Source organism: Myxococcales bacterium (assembly GCA_022563535.1).
Taxonomy (GTDB): Bacteria; Myxococcota_A; UBA9160; order UBA9160; family UBA4427; genus DUBZ01.
In genome coordinates this window covers 112,087-130,648 of sequence record JADFNE010000004.1, presented here as the reverse complement: position 1 = coordinate 130,648, position 18,562 = coordinate 112,087, and the positions used below count along the sequence as shown (strand labels likewise).

Below are 18,562 nucleotides of genomic sequence, written 5' to 3'. Positions count from 1 at the left end.
TCGCTACAACGCATGGCAGTGCATCGGGCTCGCGGGAGACGATCGCCCCGCAGACTGCGACAATTCCGAACGCAAACGCACGATTCAGGAGCGCGCCTGGACCTCGCCCATCTGGTATACACCGCCGGTTTGAGCTGGCGGGTCGCTGGCATCAGTTCAAGCTGCCGTCTCAGTTGTTCTGACGGCGCGCAGGTTGTCGAAGACGTAGATCCCCAGGGCGAGCCAGATTGCGATGAAGCCAAATATCTGCGCTGGGGTAACGGCTTCGCCGTAAAGCATGAGCCCGAGTGCAAGCTGGATGGACGGCGCCAGATATTGAAGCATTCCGACCATTGAAAGTGGAATGAGTTGGGTGGAAATCCCGAACAGCAATAGCGGCACTACGGTGATGACACCCGTGAAAGGCAACCACGCCCAATTCACGCTGCCCGCCACGACCTGGCTTTGACCGTCCGCGATCAGGATGGCCAGCCACAGAGCCAGGGGAATGGCTGCGGTACCGGTTTCGATGACGAGACCTTCGAGCGGTTCCGCAGCGTCGGCCTGCTTCTTCAAGAGACCGTAGAGGGCGAAGGTGACGGCGAGCCAAAGCGATATCCACGGGGGTTGGCCGGCTGCAAAGGTCATCACCACCACGCCGATCGCCGCGATCGCGATCGCAATCTGGACCCTGGGGCTCAACCGCTCGCCCATCACCACGACCCCGAGGGCCACGCTCATGAGGGGATTGATGTAGTACCCCAAGCTGACTTCTACGATATGGCCGTGAGTCACCGCCCAGAGAAACATCACCCAGTTCAGGCTGAGGAGCGCTCCGGCGACCACGCCGATGACGAGGGTCCGCCGCCCCGGCTGAACGCCGCCCGCAGCAGCGCCCCTCGACGCGCCTGACGGCCACCACGAGCAACAGAATCAGCAGCGCCCACAGCACTCGCCAGGACAAGATCTCGAACGGGGGTACTTGCTTGATGGCGTTCCAAAAGATCGGGCTTCCGCCCCACACGACGTAGGCCGCAACACCAGAAAGGATCCCGCGACGGATATCCAATGAACCTCCTCAACGGTGTCCTCGAGAACATTCCCCAACAACAACCACGGGCGCGGCAGAAATCAGCGTAGACGATCTCGCGACTGGGCGCGTGAGGGCGAGTTGGAATCGTGTTGAAGTCCCCCTCCCGGGCGCCGACGATTCTCGGAGTGCATTCTCGCGAATTCAGCAGCTCTCGAAATCGGGCTGGACTTCGCTGGCTACACCTGACAGAGTAGTTGCGTTCGCCGCTCGCACGGCGTGCGGTCGACGGGGAGGTGATATGGCCCACTACAACTACAATTACGACCGACTCTCGGTACAAGACAATTCGTTTCTCCTGATGGAGTCAGAAAGTTCGCACATGCACGTTTCCTCCACGCTGGTCTATGAGGCCGGTCCGCTGCGCACGGAAGATGGAGGGATCGACATCAACCGCATCATGTGTGCGACCGAAAGCTTCTTGCATCGCATTCCTCGTTACCGTCAAAAGCTTCACTTCATACCCTTCTTCGATCATGCAGTATGGGTCGACGACCGTCACTTCAAACTCGACTATCACGTGCGCCATACCGCGTTGCCCGATCCGGGCACAGACGAGCAGTTGCAGAAGCTCTCATCGCGGATCATGGCGCAGCCGCTGGATCGCGCGCGACCGCTCTGGGAAACCTGGATCGTCGAGGGGCTCGAGGGGGATCGATTTGCGGTCATCACGAAGATTCATCACTGCATGATCGATGGAGCGTCCGGGCTGGACCTGGCCCAGATCATGATGTCGCCCTCCCCCGTTCGGGACCTCGCCGAAGTGCCGCGCTTCATTCCCAGGCCGGTGCCGAGTCCCATGGATCTCGTGCTGGGCGAGGTGGCGTATCGACTGAGCTTGCCCATGAAGGCCGTGCAAGGTTTGCGTGAGTTCGCGAGCCAGAGCGAAAGCGTTGTCGCCGAGATCGGCAAGCGAGCCAAGATTCTGGGTTCGATGCTCGGCATGGGGTTGACTTCGACCCGAACCGCTCTGAACGGACCGTTGGGGCCGCACCGAAGTTTCGCCTGGCTGGACACGCCGCTCGAGGACATCAAAGCGATGCGTCGAGGACTCGACTGTTCGGTCAACGACGTCGTGCTCACGATCGTCACCGGCGCCATTCGCGGCTACATGCTGCGACGTGGCGTCGATCCCGCGACGCAGGAATTCAAGATCTCGGCCCCCGTCAGCGTGCGGCGAAACGAAGAACAGGGGAAGCTCGGCAACCGGGTTTCATCGTGGATCCTCGCACTTCCGGTGCACGAGGAAAAACCGCTGGATCAGCTAAAGCAGATTTATACGACCACCCAACGGTTGAAGGAGACCAATCAGGCGCTCGGCGTGGAGATGCTGATGACCGTGGCCGAGTGGACCCCGGCCAGCCTGCTCTCCCTGGGTTCGCGATCTGCGAACGGCCCGGTGAATTCCATCGTCACCAACATCCCCGGACCGCAGTTTCCGCTCTACATGCAGGGCTCGAAGTTGTTGGGGATCTACCCGCAGGTACCACTGCTCGAAGGAATGGGGCTCGGGATTGCGCTGATGAGCTACGACGGCACGATCTGCTGGGGATTCAATGCCAACCCGGACGTGGTGCCCGACCTCCAGGAGTTCGTAAAATTGATTGCAGCGTCGACCAAGATGGTGGCCGAAGCGGCGGGAGTCGTGCTCTCGAGTTCGCTTCAGCAGAACCTCGAGTTTTCAAGACGCGAAACCGAGACCGAAGCGAGCGAGAGCGAGGAGTCTGAGTAAGACTCGCGTTCACTCGAAAGCCCTCTGGTCCGGAGCAATCTTGATCCGTATACACCTCTGCCGACTCTGTGTGTTCATCCTCGTCGCGGTTCTGGCCGGGGGAGTGGCTGTTGCCGATGGTCCCCGCAATGTGATCTTGATCATCGGCGACGGCATGGACGATCATCAAATCACCATTGCCCGAAACTATCTCGTGGGTGCCCGGGGACGCTTGACCCTCGACACCATGCCCCTGCGCAGCACTGCACAAGTCTTGACCGTTTCAAATGATGACCCCGAACAAGTGGTCTACGTGGCCGATTCGGCCAACACCGCGACGTCTCTTGCGACGGGGGTCGTCACCAGCCGTGGGCGTCTGTCCACGACCGCTGGCTCGGACCAGGACATCACCACGATCATTGAACTGGCCCAAGCCGCTGGACTGAAAACCGGGATCGTCTCCACCTCGAGCGTCACCGACGCGACTCCGGCTGCATTCGTCGCCCACATCAGCCAGCGGTTCTGTGAAAACCCGACCGCGATGGAAGAAGTCGTCTTTCGCGAGGTCCACCTCGGCAATTGTTTGCCTGACCTCAAACGAAACGGAGGCCTGGGATCGATCGCCGAACAGATCGCGGACTCTGACGTGGATGTCGTGTTGGGCGGCGGCAAGAAACATTTCGCACCCGAGGCCGAAGGCGAACACCACAGTGTTCTCGAAGCTGCGATCAAGAACGGCTTCCACGTCATCACGTTGGCATCTGAACTCGACGCCGCACCCCGGGATCGCAAGCTCCTGGGATTGTTCGCGGCAAGTCATATGCCCGTTCGTTGGCAAGGGGAAGGCGGACGAACCGCTGAAAAACCCGAGACGAGTTTCCTGCATTCGTTCCACCGCTACCTGGGAGAAGTAATCTACCCCGAACCGATGACCTGCGAGGCGAACCCGACCGCAACGGGAGTGCCATCGTTGCAGCAGATGACTGACGCGGCTCTCCGCCACCTCTCTGGGGACGGGGGCAAGGGTTTCTTTCTCACCATCGAGTCGGCCTCGATCGACAAGCAGTCCCACGTCCGGAACTCGTGCGGCGCCATCGGCGAACTGGAGCAACTCGAAGAGGCGCTTCAGAGTGCGCTGTCTTTCGCCGAGGCGCATCCTGAAACCCTGATCCTGGTTACAGCCGATCACGGTCAGGCGGCTCAGCTGGTACCCAATGAGAGTCTTTTTGTCGAGTTTGGCGTACCGATCTACTCGCCGGGTCGTCTGGTTCGCTTGAAGACTCGCGACGGAGCCATCCTGGTCGTCAACTACGCGACCAACGATTTCGCGTTGGAAGAACACACGGGGGTGAATGTGCCGGTGTTTGCGAATGAAATCGGGGTGGGGCGAGTCCCGGCGATGGTTTCTCAGCCGGAATTATTCGAGATCATGGCGGAGTACCTGGGGTTGAAGGGCGAGAACCGTGGCACTGGACACTTTGTCAGTCGCTAGATAGTATGGTGCCAGACAATCTGGCGGAACGGTCTCCACAGACCTTCCACCTTTTGTATGGAAGACCACCTTTTGTATAGAAGAGAGTCCCCCCTTGGCAAAAACTTCAAGTCACGAGCTCGATGCACCGCCCTGGCTCAGGGTTGAAGCGACGCTGATGTCGCTGTCCCGGGACATTCGGCGGGCGTACGACCTGCGCTTGCAAGAACTCGGGTTGAATCTCTCCGAGGCGAGTACCCTCGCCTACACCCAGGAGTCGGGGCCGCTCATGCAGGCGGATCTGGCGAGGCATCTGGGAATCGGGCGCGCGGCCATGGGATCCCTGGTCGATTCTCTCGAGCAACTGGAACTCGTCGAGCGTCGCCCGAAGCCCGGCGATCGTCGCGTCTGGTTGGTGGCGGTCACGCCTTCGGGGGGTGAGGTCGTCCGCCAGGTATTGAAGATCGACGAAAAATTGCGAGCCGAACTGCGCGCGGGGATCTCGCGCAAGGAACGGCGCGAACTCGCACAATTACTCAACCGCCTGCGCGAAAATATGGGCCGGGTGTTTTTAGAAGACTAGGGAGTAGCAAGATGGACGTTTCGAACGGCTCGGCTCTCATCACCGGTGGTGGCTCTGGACTCGGTGAAGCATGTGCCCGCAGACTGGCAGCTGCTGGAGCAAAATGCGTGATCCTCGACATGAACGAAGAGAAGGGCAAGCAAGTCGCGAGCGATCTCAGCGGCGAATTCGTCAAGGCCGACGTATCCAATGCAGAGCAGGTTCAGGTGGCCGTGGAGACGGCAGTGGGTTTGGCGCCGTTGCGCGTACTCGTCAACGGCGCCGGGATCGGCAATGCCGGGCGCACGGTTGATCGCAAGGGTGAACCCTTCAACTACGAAGCCTTCGAGTTCGTGATTCGGGTAAATCTTCTCGGCACGTTCAATTGCATTCGACTGGCAGCCGCGATGATGGCCAAGATGGAGCCGCTGGACGACCAGGGCCAACGCGGTGCCATCGTCAACATGGCTTCGGTTGCGGCCTTCGACGGCCAGATCGGACAATGTGCCTACTCGGCTTCAAAGGGGGGTGTCGTCGGAATGACGCTTCCCATCGCCCGGGACCTGTCGGCGATCGGCGTGCGCGTCAACACGATCGCCCCCGGTCTGTTCGATACCCCGATTTACGGTCAGGGAGAAGCCAGCGAAGCCTTCAAGGCGAAGCTCGGCCAGAGCGTTCTGTTCCCCAAGCGACTTGGATTTGCAGACGAACTCGCCTCGATGGTGATGGAACTTCTGACCAACGACTACATGAACGGCGAAGTCGTGCGTGCAGACGGTGGCGTGCGCCTTCCCCCTAAATGAATCAAGGAGCGATTCATGGCAGATGAAGTCCTCGTAGAACGGCGCGATCGCGTGTTGCTGATCACGCTCAATCGCCCTGAAGCACGCAACGCCGTGAACTCGGCGCTGGCCGGCGCATTGGTCGCGGCGATCGAAGAACTCGATTCGGACAACGGGCTCAGCGCGGGAGTATTGACCGGGGCCGGCAACGGGTTCTCGTCGGGGATGGATCTCAAGGCCTTTGCCAGCGAAGGTCCGCCCAAGGGGTTCGACCAATTCTTGCGCAACGGCGCACAGAAGCCGTTGATCGCCGCGATCGAGGGCTTTGCCCTGGCGGGTGGACTCGAGATCGCATTGAGTTGCGATCTGCTCGTCGCGGCCAACAACGTTCGGTTCGGTATTCCCGAAGTGGGCGTGGGACTCTTTGCCGCGGGTGGTGCATTGATGCGCTTGCCCCGGGTTGTCCCTTATGGCGTCGCGATGGAGATGGCGTTGACGGGAGATCCGATCAGCGCTGCGAAGGCCCACGAATACGGTCTCGTCGCTCGGCTTGCGGAACCCGGCCAGGCGGCAGCCGAGGCGATCAAGTTGGCGACCCGCATTGCGCAGAACGCTCCGCTCGGGGTCGCGGCTTCGAAGCGGCTCATCGTCGATTCATTTGGGCGCACGGAAGAGGAGTTCTGGAAACATCAGAAGCAGCCGTTGCGCGAGGTGTTCGCATCCAACGATGCAAAGGAAGGACCGCGCGCGTTCGTCGAAAAACGCGAACCCGCGTGGACAGGAAACTGATTTCAATATCAACGGCAATATCAACAACAACATCATCGACCACACTGACAACCGCGCCAAAAACAAAAAGAAGGTCCGCACATGAATTTTGATTTCTCAGAGGAGCAGAAACTGCTTCAGCACACGGCGAGGGAGTACCTCACCGAGCATTCGTCGTTGGGTCTCATGCGAGACGTGTTGGAGGGCGACACCGGCTACAGCAAGGATCTCTGGAAGGGCGTTGCCGAACTGGGTTGGCTGGGCGTTGCGATTCCTGAAGAGTACGGAGGCGCGGGCTACGGCTATCTCGAACTCGCCATGATCGCGGGTGAGATCGGACGGGCTCTCACGCCAATCCCATTCGGGTCCACGGTTTATCTCGCAGCCGAGGCAATTGCTCGCGAAGGAACCGCCGAGCAGAAGACGCAATATTTGACCGGGATCGCCGGTGGTGATCTGATAGGCACCATGGCAATCAGCGAAAAACCCGGAACCCTCACCGAGAAGTCGATTGGTGCGACGTTTTCGAACGGCAAGCTCTCGGGCACGAAACTGCCGGTGCCGGACGCTGACAGCGCAGATTTCGCCATCGTGCTGGCGAACGAAGGTGATGGCCAGTCGCTGGTGATCGTTGACCTGCGTGCCGCGGGCGTCGAGTGCAGCAAGCTGGAGTCGATCGATCCGACGCGACCTCAGGCAAAGCTCGTGTTCGACGACGCACCGGCCACACGGCTGGGCGCTGCCGGGGCAGGTTGGTCTATCGCCCAGAGCGTGTTCACCCGTGCGGCGGTCATGATGGCGTTCGAGCAGCTCGGAAGTGCCGACCGCGCCTTCGACATCACGTTCGAGTTCATCATGAATCGCTACGCGTTCGGACGCCCGGTCGGATCCTTTCAGGCGCTCAAACATCGGATGGCCGATCTCTACTCCGACCGCGAACTCGCGCGCTCCAACTGCTACTACGCAGCCTGGGCGCTCGAGAACGACGACAAAGAGCTCCCGATTGCCGCCGCGACCGCCAAGATCAGCGCCAGCGACGCATTCGAGAACATGGTCGTAGAAATGATTCAGATGCACGGTGGGGTCGGTTTCACCTGGGAATACGATTGTCACCTCTTCTACCGGCGCGCCAAGGTATTGGCCCACACCCTGGGCACGACCGACGAGTGGCGCGAAAAACTCATTGTCCAGCTCATCGAGCAGGCAGCTTGATCGAATCGAAGAACGAATCGATTCAGGAATAGGAGAAACTCATGGATTTCAATGATTCGCCGGAAGAGGCGGCCTACCGGGCCAAGGTGCGCACGTGGTTGGACGCCAACGCAACCCTGCGTGATCCAAACAAGAGCAAGCGCAACATTCTCGACGAAGCCGAAGGCGACCTGATCGCCAAGGCCAAAGCCTGGCAGGCCGTGAAGACCGAAGCGGGTTGGGCATGCCTGCGCTGGCCCAAAGAGTATGGCGGTCAGGAAGCGAGCGCGATGGAGTCGGTGATCTTTGGTCAAGAAGAAGGTCGTTACGAGTTGCCGCCTTCGATCTACGGCATTGGTCACGGCATGCTCGGCCCGACCATCATGGCCCATGGCACAGACGAGCAGAAGCAGCGCTTCTTGCCCGACATGGTGAAGGGAGAAGAGGTCTGGTGCCAGTTGTTCTCCGAGCCCGATGCCGGTTCCGATCTCGCAGGTCTCAAGACCAGCGCAGTCAAAGACGGCGACGACTGGGTGATCAACGGTCAGAAGACCTGGACCACCGGCGCGCAGTACTGCAAGTGGGGCATGCTGGTGGCCCGCTCGGACGTCAACGCCGTCAAGCACGCGGGGCTCACGTACTTCATCGTGGACATGGAAGCTCCGGGCATCGAGATTCGGCCCATCAGGCAGATGAACGGTGGACGCGGCTTCAATGAAGTCTTCTTCACCGACGTTCGCATCCCGGATGCCAATCGTCTGGGTGCTGAGGGCGACGGTTGGCGCGTCGCCATCACGACCCTGATGAACGAGCGCTCGTCCCTCGGTGGCGCGGGGGGTGGAGGTGGGATCAAGGAACTCATCCAACTCGCCCAGAATGTCGAGATCAACGGGCGCCCTGCGATCGAAGACGGTGGAGTGCGCCGAAAGATCGCGGACTTTTCGGTTCGCCGAAGTGGGCTCAAGTACGTTGGTCAGCGCGGTCTCTCGGCATTGTCCCAGGGGCAGACGCCCGGGCCGGAGGCTTCGATCGGCAAGCTGGTCGCCGCCATCATGGGCCTGGAGATGGGTGCATTTGGCATGGAGCTGCAGGGGGCTGCGGGGGTGCTTGCGGGGGACGACAACCCGGACGGTTCAATTTGGCAGAGCACTTACCTGTCCATGCCCGGGCTCAGACTTGCCGGGGGCACGGACGAAATCCTGCGCAACATCATCTCCGAACGCGTACTTGGAATGCCCGGAGAGCCGCGCATGGACAAGGGAAAGCCCTTCAAGGACATCCCAACCGGTACGGCTCGTTGAACTGGCGGCGCTGAACGCGTCGCCGCTCAAACTTCCCGAGTTGCGACGTGCTTGCCCGCCACGCGGCCAAAGTAAGTGGCGTCCCCTACGGACATTCCGCTGCCATAACCCGCCGCGGTGCGGGGCAGGCCGCATGATGTCCGGCCCGCCGCATAGAGTCCGGGAATGGGTTGCCTTTCCATGGTCAATACTTCCCCCGTAGGCAGGGTGTCGAGGCCACCAAGGGTGAAGTACGGATAGATCGCACCACGACCCGGTGTGCAGTCGAGTGCGGCGTAGGGCGGCAGAATGGGCTTCAACCAGGCGTCGTGTTTGTGAAACAGGGGGTCCTTGCCCTCCGCTGCATTTCGGTTGTAGAACTCGATGGTGTGACGAAGCATCTCGGGGTCCAGGCCGATCTCTTCCGCCAGTTCTTCGAGGGTCTCTCCGGTACCCGCGATTTCTGCGTTCAAGAATGTGGGGTGGTCGTAGTCGTCGTGATTGACGATCAAGTAGATCCCGTCTCCCACTTGTTTGAGAATGTGATACGCGATCCGCGAGTGGTAGACGTCTTCGTTGATGAACCGCTGGGCCTGGGCGTTGACAAAGATGCCGTTGGTCAGTGATCCCGGTGGATAGAAGGGAAGAGTGATGAATGCTTCGTTCATGTGAATGACAGCGCCCCCCACTCCTTGTCCCATCAGGATGCCAGCGCCCGTGTCACCGGGATTGCCGATCGGGATGTTCCCGAACTTCGCCTGGGGAACATATTTCTTCACCATCTCCTCATTCATCACGAATCCACCCGCGCAGAGAATCACTCCCTTGCGGGCGCGGACGGTTCGTTCTTCGCCATCGATACGCACCACCAGTCCGTGAACTACATTGTCTTCGTCCGCAATCAGACAGAGTGCGCGAACGTTGAATTCGACGCGGATGGGCCGCTTCTCGACGTTCTCAGTCAGCACACCCATCAACATGGGGCCGCCGTTGTCTCCGGTAATTTCGAGGTTGTGTCCGCGCGGGCAAGGCTTGGCGATCTCGCGGAAGGGGAAAGCCTTTTCGTTTCCCGTATACAGGAGACAATCGTCTGTCATCGCCATGATTGCGCGTTCTTTCAGTTCGCTGTTCTTGTACTTGGCCCCCATACGCACCAGCCAGTCGAAGTGGCCGGCGCTGTTCTCACAGTACATGCGAATTTTGGCTTCGTCAGCGAGGTCGCCCTGTGCGGCCATCAAGAAGTTGAACATGTCTTCGGTGGAGTCGTCGTAGCCGCAGGCCTGCTGGACCCGGGTTCCCCCGCTTCCTCCCATGTAGACCTCGGCGCTCGACAACGCCGTACTGCCTCCACTCGCTGCGGTGACTTCAAAAATGCATACGTCGGCGCCCGCGTCTGACGCCTCGATGGCCGCGCAGGCACCTGCGCCTCCGAAGCCGACAATGGCAACGTCGGTTTCGATGTCCCATTGCTCGACGCTAGAGAGTCTTCGGGGGCGGGTGGGGGTTGCTTTGGAAGTCGTCGACACGGGTTCCGCCTCTACTCAGAAGCTTCGGAAGGTTGTTCGATAGACATGTCGGCCATGGTCCAGTAGCCCCGCAGGTTCGTGAGTTTCCCCGCGTCGTTCAAGTGATATGTAAAGATGCCGCGCACCCGAGTCACCACCCCGTTGGCCAGCGTGGTCGTCAAGGACAGAACATGGGCCGATTCGTTTCCCGCGACTCTCGACTCGTGAGTCTCGATCACCAGCGTGGCCGGTGCGATGAACTTGTCGAAGAACTCTCCCACCTCGGCTTTGCCGCGAACCCCTTTGCCCGTGGGGTTGGTGAGTGCCTCACCGATCGGATCTTCGATGCATACGTCGTCGGCCATCAGGTCGAGCCAGCCCTCTTTGTCGTGGGCCTGTGCGCAGCGCCAGGAATTTTGAGCTGCCGCGAGGGCAGGATGAATGTCACTCATGATGAATTCCCTTCTGGTTCTCTCGTGTTTTCTGCCGCCCAGAACGCGAATTGACGGTCATGAATGCATATACTACCGATCTGTTGATCGCAATTTTAGTTCGCAGCCCCGGGCATCTGTACAGACTGGTCGTTGTATTGATGCGGTGCCGTGCCCCTCGAATCCGGAGACCCATCCGTGAAATTCAACCTCACCCTCACCTTCAATCCGATGCAAGACTACATCCCGCTGGCCAAAGTCGCCGATGAACTCGGTTGGCACTCGGTCAACGTGGGCGACGGACTCTTCTACTATGACGAGACCTCGGTCGACTATCCCTACAGCGACAGCGGCGCTCGCTATTGGAGTGCGAACACGCAGTTCCTCGACCCCTTCGCGATCATCAGCGCGATGGGAACCGTGACGCAGAACGTTCGCTTCCTGATCAACGTGTTGAAGCTTCCGGTGCGCAACCCACTGCTCGTCGCGAAACTCTGCGGTACGACCACCTTCATCACCAACGACCGTCTTTCTCTCGGTGTCGGGCTCAGCCCGTGGCCCGAAGATTTCGAAATCTGCGGCGAAGATTGGAAGACGCGCGGTGCGCGCTGTGGAGAATCGATCGAGATTTTGCGCAAGGCACTCAGCGGCGAGTTCTTCGAGCACAAAGGCAAGTACTACGATTTTCCAAATCTCTCGATCAACCCCGTCCCCAACCGAGACATGCCGATCTTGATCGGTGGCACCGCCGAGCCGGTGCTGAAGCGCGCCGCCCGCCTCGCCGACGGTTTTGTCTCGCCCAACACGACCGCGGACAAGATCAAGGTGATGATCGAAAAGATTCACGGCTATCGCAAAGAGTACGGAACTGACGACAAACCCTTTCGCATGGTCTCCGTCGCCATCGATGCCTTCGATCTGGACGGGCACAAGCGGCTGGCTGACATGGGCGTCGACGAATGTTGTGACATGCCGTGGCTCTACTACGGCGGCAAGTTCAAGTCGCCGCTCAACGAGAAGATCGACGCCATGAAGCGCTTCACCGACGAAGTCATCGGCAAGATGTAGCGCGGGATGCCTCGTTCTCCTTCGAGGCAATGGCAGTTTCTGCAGTCATGGATCGATAGTCGGTAGAAGGATGCGAAGATGAAGCACTGGATTTCGCTGGTCAACGTTCGGGAAGTCGATCAGTTCGTAGAAATCGCGAAGCACGCCGAGGAGATCGGGTACTACGGAATCACGGTGGCGGATCATCTCGTGATGCCGACCAACATCACCGATTCGAAGTATCCCTATACCCCCGACGGAAAAATCTGGTGGCCCGAGGACAGCCCCTGGTCCGATCCGTGGGTGACCCTTACCGCGATGGGGGTCGCCACCGAGAAACTCCACCTGGCGACCAATATCTATCTCGCCGGGCTGCGCGACCCCTTCACCTCGGCGCGCGCGATTGCAGCGGCATCCATCTTTACCCGCGGACGTGTTCATTGCGGTGTTTCGGTGGGTTGGATCAAGGAAGAGTACGAGCTGCTCGGGATCGACTTCCATGCTCGCGGGCGACGCCTCGACGAAACCATCGAAGTGATGCGAAAGCTCTGGACGGGCAAGAGCGTCGACCACAAGGGTGAGTTCTTTGAATTCGAAAACGCCCTGATGAGCCCGGCTCCATTCGCCGACATCCCCATCTGGAGCGGCGGAGCAAGCAAGGCCGGGCTGCGCCGGGCGGCCCGCAACGACGGATGGCTCGGGGTGCCGCTGATGCTCGATAAACTGATCGAGATAATCAACGGCTTGAAAGCCCTCCGCGAAGAATTGGGAAAACAAGATGATCCGTTCGACATCTGCTGCAGTTTGATTCAACCCCTTACCCGTGACGTGGAAGCGCAGCTCGAAGAGATGGGCGCGGGCAACAACATGGTGCTGCCCTGGGTGATCACGCCATGGGGACGTGCGCCGTGGCTGAAGGACGGCGAAGACGTCGCAAGTCTCGACGTCAAAAAGCTCGCCATGGAACGATTCGCAAACAAGGTGATCCACCGTACTTCGTAACTGTGCTCGACTAATCTGTGTTCCACTGAAACTCGACGCCACACAGCTGGGAATTATTGATGTCTGATTTCAATTCACTCTTCACACCCATCAAGATCGGCACGATGGAGCTGCCCAACCGGATCGTGATGGCGCCGATGACGGTTGACTATGGGCTTCCCGACGAAACCCCCTCCGACCGCCAGATTGCCTACTACAGCGAGCGCGCGGCCGGGGGCGTAGGTTTGATCGGCCTCGAAGTTGCAAGCGTTGACCCCGACCATCGCTATCAACAACACTCGCTCGGCCTGCATAGTGACTTCCAGATTGCGGGCCACAAAAAGTTGGTCGCCGCCATTCACGCTCATGGGGTGAAGGCGCAGCCCCAACTCTCCCATCCGGGCCCCGAATCTCTCGCCCCGTTCTTCAAGCAGTTGCAAGCGATTGGCCCCTCGATCATTCGAACCGAAACCACCAAGCAGGTCTGCCGCGAGATTACCCTCGAAGAGATCGACGCCGTGGTCGAGATGTATGGGGAGGCTGCCCGGCGAGCGCGCGAAGCGGGTTACGACGGCATTGAACTGCACGCCGCACATAGTTACATGATGCTCGGCTCGTTCCTGTCGCCCCTGCGCAACCATCGCACGGATGAATACGCGGGCAGCAAGTTCGAAGGACGCACCAAACTCCTGCTCGACGTACTCGCACGGATTCGCGAGAAGGTCGGGTCCGATTTTCCGATCACGGTGCGGTTATCGGGCTTCGAACGGCAGTCCGGCGGACGCGAAATCAACGATAGCCAGCGCCTGGCGCCGCTTCTCGTCAAAGCGGGGGTCGATTGCTTCCACGTGAGCGGTGGCGTCGGGGACGCGAACATCACCCAGATCATCACGGGACCCGAGTATGGAACCGGCTTCAACGTGGCCGCTGCGACGGCGATCAAGCAGGTGGTCGACGTACCCGTTCTGGTGGTGGGCCAGAACATGGATCCTCACGAGGCCAACCGGATCGTAGAAGAGGGGCGGGCGGATTTGATCGCAATGGCTCGCGCCCTGCTGGCAGACCCGCAGTTGCCAAACAAGATCAAGCAAGGGCGCCTGCGCGAAATCAATCGCTGCACTCTTTGCCAGGGCTGCATCGACACGATGACGACCGACTTCAACGGAGCGGGATGTTCGATCAATCCGAGGGTCGGGAAGGAACTCGAGTTTCCGCACGCTTTGGCCGACGTGGCCAAGAAGGTAGTGGTCATCGGCGGTGGGCCGGGGGGGATGGCCGCGGCGATGTACGCCTGCGAGCGGGGTCATCAGGTGACTCTCCTGGAGCGGGAACAGGAACTCGGCGGAAGGTTTCGCTGGGCCTCGACGCTATTTCCGAGAAACCAACTCTTCCTCGACTACCTGATTCAGCGCGTGACCGATTTGCCGATCGATATCTTGCTCGGCACGGAAGCCAACGAGACGACGATCAGGGAACTCGAACCCGACGACATCGTGGTGGCGATTGGCGGTCGCTTCTCGGCGCCGGAGATCCCGGGAGACCAAGAGAGTCACGTGATCACGGGCTCGGCCGTGCTCGACCTGGTGGCCCGGGCGCGCAACGCGGATCCGGCTTCGGATCTCGGCATCGGCGAGTCGGTCGCGATCATCGGTGCGAACTTGATCGGCATCGAACTGGCCGAGTTTCTCGCGAGTCGAGGCAAGCGGGTTCATCTGATCGAACCGAGTCGCCGGTTGGCCACTCCGGCGGGCAAGAAGCGAAGAGCGGATCACTGCGTTCAACTCGATCGCCTGGGTGTCCCGGTCAACACCGGCGTTGGGGTCAAGGGAATTACGAAACGAGGGGTGGAGCTTCAACTCGACGCAGGGCGAGAAAGCCTGGTCGAGGCCGATACGGTGATCGTTGTCGGCCAGCCGCAAGCAAATTCCGAGCTTGCGGACAAACTCGAAGGCCTGGCTGAACACGTGCACGCCATTGGTGACACGACGGGGTTTGGTTTGTCGAAGAAGGCGGTGCAAGAGGCGTTGGAAGTTGCTTTTGGGATTTAGGGTTGATTGAGATTGCTGATTCTGGCTTGAGGTAGGGCGATTCGGGTGGGAGACGCGGGGCTGGTAGCCTCTTTGGTTGGGGGATAGGGAGGGGTTATGCGGTTTACTCTCAATGTTACGATGCTCGATTGTGATCAATATTTGCCCATTGCACGGGCTGCTGAAGAGGCCGGTTTTTATGCGGTGAGTGTTCCCGACAGCATATTTTATCCCGAAGAGGCGCTGGGTAAATATCCGTATCACGAAGGGCGTGAGTTTTTGGAGGACAAGCCGTTTGTCGAGCCGTTGATTGCGATTGCATCGATGGCTGCGGTGACGTCGACACTTCATTTCAGCACGTTCGTGATCAAGCTGGCGATCCGCGATGCGCTGATCGCCGCAAAAACCGCGCTATCGACCGCCGTGATCAGCAACAATCGACTGACCCTGGGTGTTGGGATCAGTCCGTGGCTCGACGACTTCGAGCACTGCAACGTCGCCTGGGAAGGCCGGGGCAAGCGACTCGACGAAATGATCGAAGTGCTGCGCGGGGTACAAAGTGGCGAGTACTTCGAGTACCACGGCGAGCATTTCGATTTTCCTCGACTCAAGATGTGCCCAGTTCCCGATCAGCCGATCAAGATCACCGTGGGGGGTCATTCAAAGCCGGCATTGAGACGTGCAGCGAGGCTCGGCGATGGCTGGGTCGCGGCGAACGTGACCCGCGAACAGATGCGCGGGTTGAAAACGCTGCTCGATGGCTACCGCAAGGAGTTCGGCACCGACAACCGAGAAGACTACATCGTGCAGGGAATGTTGAGCGATATCGAAGTGTTTGATCCCGACGGCTACCGCGAGGCGGAAGACATCGGCCTCACCGATATTACGATTTCCGCCTGGGGGGTCTACGACACCCAGGAACTCGCATTGCCAGAACGTCTCGACTGCATCAAGAAATTCGCCGACGAAGTCCTGACGAAGCTCTAGACTCTGGTCCTCGTGCGGTTCGGACGCGAACGGCTACCTCGCAAGAGAGCTTTCCAGCTCGATTGGTCCAAGCTCAAAAGGAGAGTCGAATGCTGCGAAAGCTCGACAAAGACCTGTGGGTCATCGATCACGCATTGACGATTACCGGCGGCATCCGGATCGGAACCCGAACGACGTTGATCCGTCTCTCGGACGGGAACATCTTTGCCCACGCTCCCGGGCCGACAGACGACGGCGACCACATCGAGATCGACAAGCTCGGCAATGTCACCCAGATCGTCGCCTCCAATTTATTCCACAACATGAATGTTGCGGACTGGATGTCGCGCTACGACGGCGCGACTTGTCACGCTCCTGCCTCTTTTGACACAAAAGTACCCGGCCTGTCCTACGAGACATTGAGCGATGATGTGCCGGCGGCGTGGTCGGCGGATATCGATCAGGTCTTCGTTCAAGGTGCACCTCAGATCAACGAAACCGTCTTCTTCCACCGCGCGACCCGCACGCTCCTGTTGACCGACTTGTGCTTCAACATGTTGAATTCAGAGTCGCTCATCACCCGGGTGTTGATGCGAGTCATGGGGGGCTATGGGCACTTCGGACCGAGCTATTTGGCAAGGACCTTCATGAGAGACAAACAGGCCATCCGGCGAGTCATCGACCGCATACTCGAATGGGACTTCGACCGGGTGACGGTGACCCACGGCCAGGTGCTCGAAACCGGCGGCCGTGCGAAGCTCGAGCAGGCCTTCGCCTGGCTCTAGTCGCGATCACTACACAGTGTCCGGCTGTACGGTCTTCGAAAACAGTTCCCCATATCCGCTGGGAAAATGCGTTTCATCAAACACGCCCCGAGAAACCAGATACCGATGGAAGGCCGGTAGCTGATAACAGGGGATGCTTGCGTGAAGGTGGTGTTCGAGGTGGTAGTTGAGATTGAACGGCGCCAGGAAGGGCCGCTCGAACCAGCGCACGAGCGTCGTGCGGGTATGCCTGCGCGGATCGGGATCAAAGAGATTGGGCACCGCGCCGTGCTCGGCGACCTGGCGCAAGCGTGCAATCAACATGTAGGACGTCATATACGCAGCGGGCCACATTAGAAACAACCATCCGGCGCCGGCCGCGTAGAGTGGGGCGAAAATGGCGCCGTAGATCAGCGCGTGTCCCGCCAGTGTGTTCCCGTTCCAAGGTGCGCGCGTGATGTCCGCCTTACCCCGGCGCCAGGTTGCACGCAAACTCCGCAGCCCCGTCTGCCCCGTCAAGTCGCGCACGATCTTCCGGCGAAAGCTCGCCTTGGATACGGGATAACTCTGGTAGTTCGGGAGGTCGGGGTCGTCGTGCGTGCCCGCAAAGGCGTGGTGCTTGCGGTGTCCGGCGGCGTAGCGGGGGAGGTCCGACAAGATCGGATACGCGCACAACCACTGGCCCACCCAGGCATTGGTGCGGTCGCTCGCGAACAGCGCGCGGTGTCCGCAGTCGTGCATCAGCGCCGCGAAGCCCAGATGTCGTCCGCCCAACAGTGCGACGCCCAGCAGGATCGTCAGGGGGTGGGTCCACAGCGCAACTGTGGTGAATATCAGCGCCACCATGGCCCAGTTGAAGACGACATAGCTCGTCGCACGGGCGTTGCTCCGCTCGCTAAAGCGAACCAATTCATCGGGCGCGGCAATGTCGGTGATCCTGAATTTGCGATTGAGGTCTGCCCGCTCGACATCATCCGTGGTCAACACGCTCTCTCTTTCCAGCACTTCTCGCCCCTCTATCTGTTGATGCTCGGAGTTTCTGTTGCCGAGCCGAAGGTTCCGATATCGACTGGACTCTGTTCGAGGTCGATCGATGCGCCGGTCCATTGCTTCCAGTGGTTGCGCCCAATTGCATCGTAGCGTCGCATTGCGTCGAACATCGCGCTGCGCGCCTCAACGTCGACGATCTCTGCGGGAAGCAGCGGGTCGAGGACGATTTGGCGCACGGCTTCGCCTCCCAGTTGAAATGATTCCGCCATGGCGGCTTTCGTCCCGAGACCCGGCAGCCTTTCGACGCTCTGCGCAAGCCGCTCGCAGGTCGCGACATAGTCGGCCTCGAGCTTTGCGATGTCCCAAAGCCCGCGAGCACGTCGGTCCATGCTTTCATCGAATTCGGTCAGTTGAAATACAATGGGCTTCGGAGCGAAGCCCAGCGCGATCAGCCGTTGTCGACAAGACGCGACTCCGCCGACGAGGTTGTTGGGGCGGATTCGCAGGGTCGGTGTGAGTGATTTGAATCCCAGAAAACCCAGTGCTCGCTCTCGCACTCGCGATCCGCGGCGATCCTCCCGGCGCGACAGACCGCTGGTTTCGATACCGATGAAGCTTCCGTCCCAGGCGCCCACGAAAGTTTCGACCGTCGACCACGCTCGAACCTCTCGGTTGACTGGAAGGGCGTTGCTACTCAGGCGATAGAGTCCCCGCTGATCCGACTCCACCAACCCGCGCGATCGGAGTCGCGCAAGTGTCACCCGCATGCTGTTCTCGCCGATGCCAAACAACCCAGCGGCTCGCAGCAATGCCGCCACTGCAACTGGATGATGGGACGGCATGGTCGACAGCAGATCGATCACGAGGCTCTTGGCCGAGACCTTGCCGCCGAAACGTTGAAGCTTTGCTCTGCTCATCGTGGTCCCATCAGTTATTACAGTATTCGGATCATAGTGACAATAAATGAAATATCGAGATTTTAACGAGGGTCGTCCGCAAGTCATTGAATTGAAAAGA

General features: G+C 59.7%; 18 protein-coding genes. 13 read left to right on the top strand and 5 right to left on the bottom strand.

Going from position 1 to position 18,562, the window contains the following annotated elements; translation table 11 throughout:
* Positions 1–133 (top strand): DUF3604 domain-containing protein (locus IH881_02720; protein ID MCH7866582.1); only part of this gene is annotated, 133 nt, incomplete at its 5' end.
* A 23-nt stretch (positions 134–156) separates the two neighbouring features.
* Here IH881_02720 and rarD read toward each other — a convergent pair.
* Positions 157–825: an EamA family transporter RarD gene (gene rarD / locus IH881_02715; protein MCH7866581.1), complete on the bottom strand. Its 669-nt coding sequence runs from the start codon at positions 823–825 to the stop codon at positions 157–159.
* A 485-nt stretch (positions 826–1,310) separates the two neighbouring features.
* Here rarD and IH881_02710 point away from each other — a divergent pair, with 485 nt between their 5' ends.
* The 7 genes from IH881_02710 (at position 1,311) to IH881_02680 (ending at position 8,855) form a co-directional block, all read left to right on the top strand.
* A complete protein-coding gene (locus IH881_02710; GenBank protein MCH7866580.1) occupies positions 1,311–2,801 on the top strand; it encodes a wax ester/triacylglycerol synthase family O-acyltransferase in 1,491 nt (496 codons plus the stop codon).
* Positions 2,802–2,838: 37 nt separating this feature from the next.
* Entirely contained in the window at positions 2,839–4,272 is a 1,434-nt protein-coding gene (locus tag IH881_02705; protein ID MCH7866579.1) for an alkaline phosphatase, read from the top strand.
* A 94-nt stretch (positions 4,273–4,366) separates the two neighbouring features.
* The gene (locus tag IH881_02700) at positions 4,367–4,834 is read left to right on the top strand and encodes a MarR family transcriptional regulator (GenBank protein ID MCH7866578.1); all 468 of its coding nucleotides are present in this window, start codon (positions 4,367–4,369) and stop codon (positions 4,832–4,834) included.
* Positions 4,835–4,845: 11 nt separating this feature from the next.
* Complete coding sequence (locus IH881_02695) at positions 4,846–5,616, top strand: SDR family NAD(P)-dependent oxidoreductase (GenBank protein MCH7866577.1); 771 nt, start codon at positions 4,846–4,848, stop codon at positions 5,614–5,616.
* Between the two features lie 15 nt (positions 5,617–5,631).
* A complete protein-coding gene (locus tag IH881_02690) occupies positions 5,632–6,384 on the top strand; it encodes a crotonase/enoyl-CoA hydratase family protein (GenBank protein ID MCH7866576.1) in 753 nt (250 codons plus the stop codon).
* Between the two features lie 81 nt (positions 6,385–6,465).
* A complete protein-coding gene (locus IH881_02685; GenBank protein MCH7866575.1) occupies positions 6,466–7,575 on the top strand; it encodes an acyl-CoA/acyl-ACP dehydrogenase in 1,110 nt (369 codons plus the stop codon).
* A 41-nt stretch (positions 7,576–7,616) separates the two neighbouring features.
* On the top strand, positions 7,617–8,855 hold the full coding sequence (locus tag IH881_02680; GenBank protein MCH7866574.1) for an acyl-CoA dehydrogenase family protein: 1,239 nt from the start codon (positions 7,617–7,619) through the stop codon (positions 8,853–8,855).
* 26 nt (positions 8,856–8,881) lie between these two features.
* Here the strand turns inward: IH881_02680 and IH881_02675 are convergent, their stop codons facing one another.
* Together IH881_02675 and IH881_02670 are read right to left on the bottom strand one after the other, a co-directional pair.
* A complete protein-coding gene (locus tag IH881_02675) occupies positions 8,882–10,360 on the bottom strand; it encodes an FAD-dependent oxidoreductase (protein ID MCH7866573.1) in 1,479 nt (492 codons plus the stop codon).
* An 11-nt stretch (positions 10,361–10,371) separates the two neighbouring features.
* Complete coding sequence (locus IH881_02670; GenBank protein MCH7866572.1) at positions 10,372–10,791, bottom strand: nuclear transport factor 2 family protein; 420 nt, start codon at positions 10,789–10,791, stop codon at positions 10,372–10,374.
* A gap of 177 nt (positions 10,792–10,968) precedes the next feature.
* Between IH881_02670 and IH881_02665 the strand changes: the two genes are divergently transcribed.
* The 5 genes from IH881_02665 (at position 10,969) to IH881_02645 (ending at position 16,576) form a co-directional block, all read left to right on the top strand.
* Positions 10,969–11,838, top strand: coding sequence for an LLM class flavin-dependent oxidoreductase (locus tag IH881_02665; protein MCH7866571.1), 870 nt, complete (start codon positions 10,969–10,971; stop codon positions 11,836–11,838).
* A 78-nt stretch (positions 11,839–11,916) separates the two neighbouring features.
* Complete coding sequence (locus IH881_02660) at positions 11,917–12,819, top strand: TIGR03619 family F420-dependent LLM class oxidoreductase (GenBank protein ID MCH7866570.1); 903 nt, start codon at positions 11,917–11,919, stop codon at positions 12,817–12,819.
* A gap of 59 nt (positions 12,820–12,878) precedes the next feature.
* Complete coding sequence (locus tag IH881_02655) at positions 12,879–14,846, top strand: FAD-dependent oxidoreductase (protein ID MCH7866569.1); 1,968 nt, start codon at positions 12,879–12,881, stop codon at positions 14,844–14,846.
* A gap of 96 nt (positions 14,847–14,942) precedes the next feature.
* The gene (locus tag IH881_02650) at positions 14,943–15,812 is read left to right on the top strand and encodes an LLM class flavin-dependent oxidoreductase (GenBank protein MCH7866568.1); all 870 of its coding nucleotides are present in this window, start codon (positions 14,943–14,945) and stop codon (positions 15,810–15,812) included.
* Positions 15,813–15,901: 89 nt separating this feature from the next.
* Positions 15,902–16,576, top strand: a complete 675-nt coding sequence (locus IH881_02645; protein MCH7866567.1) for a DUF4336 domain-containing protein — start codon at positions 15,902–15,904, stop codon at positions 16,574–16,576.
* Positions 16,577–16,585: 9 nt separating this feature from the next.
* On the opposite strand, the gene IH881_02640 is transcribed toward IH881_02645, so the two are convergent.
* Positions 16,586–17,542, bottom strand: coding sequence for a fatty acid desaturase family protein (locus IH881_02640; protein MCH7866566.1), 957 nt, complete (start codon positions 17,540–17,542; stop codon positions 16,586–16,588).
* A 29-nt stretch (positions 17,543–17,571) separates the two neighbouring features.
* The gene (locus IH881_02635) at positions 17,572–18,462 is read right to left on the bottom strand and encodes a PaaX family transcriptional regulator (GenBank protein ID MCH7866565.1); all 891 of its coding nucleotides are present in this window, start codon (positions 18,460–18,462) and stop codon (positions 17,572–17,574) included.
* Between the last annotated feature and the right edge of the window lie 100 nt (positions 18,463–18,562).

What these genes read in the sequence shown, in the direction of transcription:
- IH881_02710 (MCH7866580.1), top strand. Translation starts at nt 1,311, where the DNA reads ATGGCCCACTACAACTACAATTACGACCGACTCTCGGTACAAGACAAT.
- IH881_02695 (MCH7866577.1), top strand. Translation starts at nt 4,846, where the DNA reads ATGGACGTTTCGAACGGCTCGGCTCTCATCACCGGTGGTGGCTCTGGA.
- IH881_02690 (MCH7866576.1), top strand. Translation starts at nt 5,632, where the DNA reads ATGGCAGATGAAGTCCTCGTAGAACGGCGCGATCGCGTGTTGCTGATC.
- IH881_02685 (MCH7866575.1), top strand. Translation starts at nt 6,466, where the DNA reads ATGAATTTTGATTTCTCAGAGGAGCAGAAACTGCTTCAGCACACGGCG.
- IH881_02680 (MCH7866574.1), top strand. Translation starts at nt 7,617, where the DNA reads ATGGATTTCAATGATTCGCCGGAAGAGGCGGCCTACCGGGCCAAGGTG.
- IH881_02670 (MCH7866572.1), bottom strand. Translation starts at nt 10,791, where the DNA reads ATGAGTGACATTCATCCTGCCCTCGCGGCAGCTCAAAATTCCTGGCGC.
- IH881_02660 (MCH7866570.1), top strand. Translation starts at nt 11,917, where the DNA reads ATGAAGCACTGGATTTCGCTGGTCAACGTTCGGGAAGTCGATCAGTTC.
- IH881_02655 (MCH7866569.1), top strand. Translation starts at nt 12,879, where the DNA reads ATGTCTGATTTCAATTCACTCTTCACACCCATCAAGATCGGCACGATG.
- IH881_02650 (MCH7866568.1), top strand. Translation starts at nt 14,943, where the DNA reads ATGCGGTTTACTCTCAATGTTACGATGCTCGATTGTGATCAATATTTG.
- IH881_02645 (MCH7866567.1), top strand. Translation starts at nt 15,902, where the DNA reads ATGCTGCGAAAGCTCGACAAAGACCTGTGGGTCATCGATCACGCATTG.
- IH881_02635 (MCH7866565.1), bottom strand. Translation starts at nt 18,462, where the DNA reads ATGAGCAGAGCAAAGCTTCAACGTTTCGGCGGCAAGGTCTCGGCCAAG.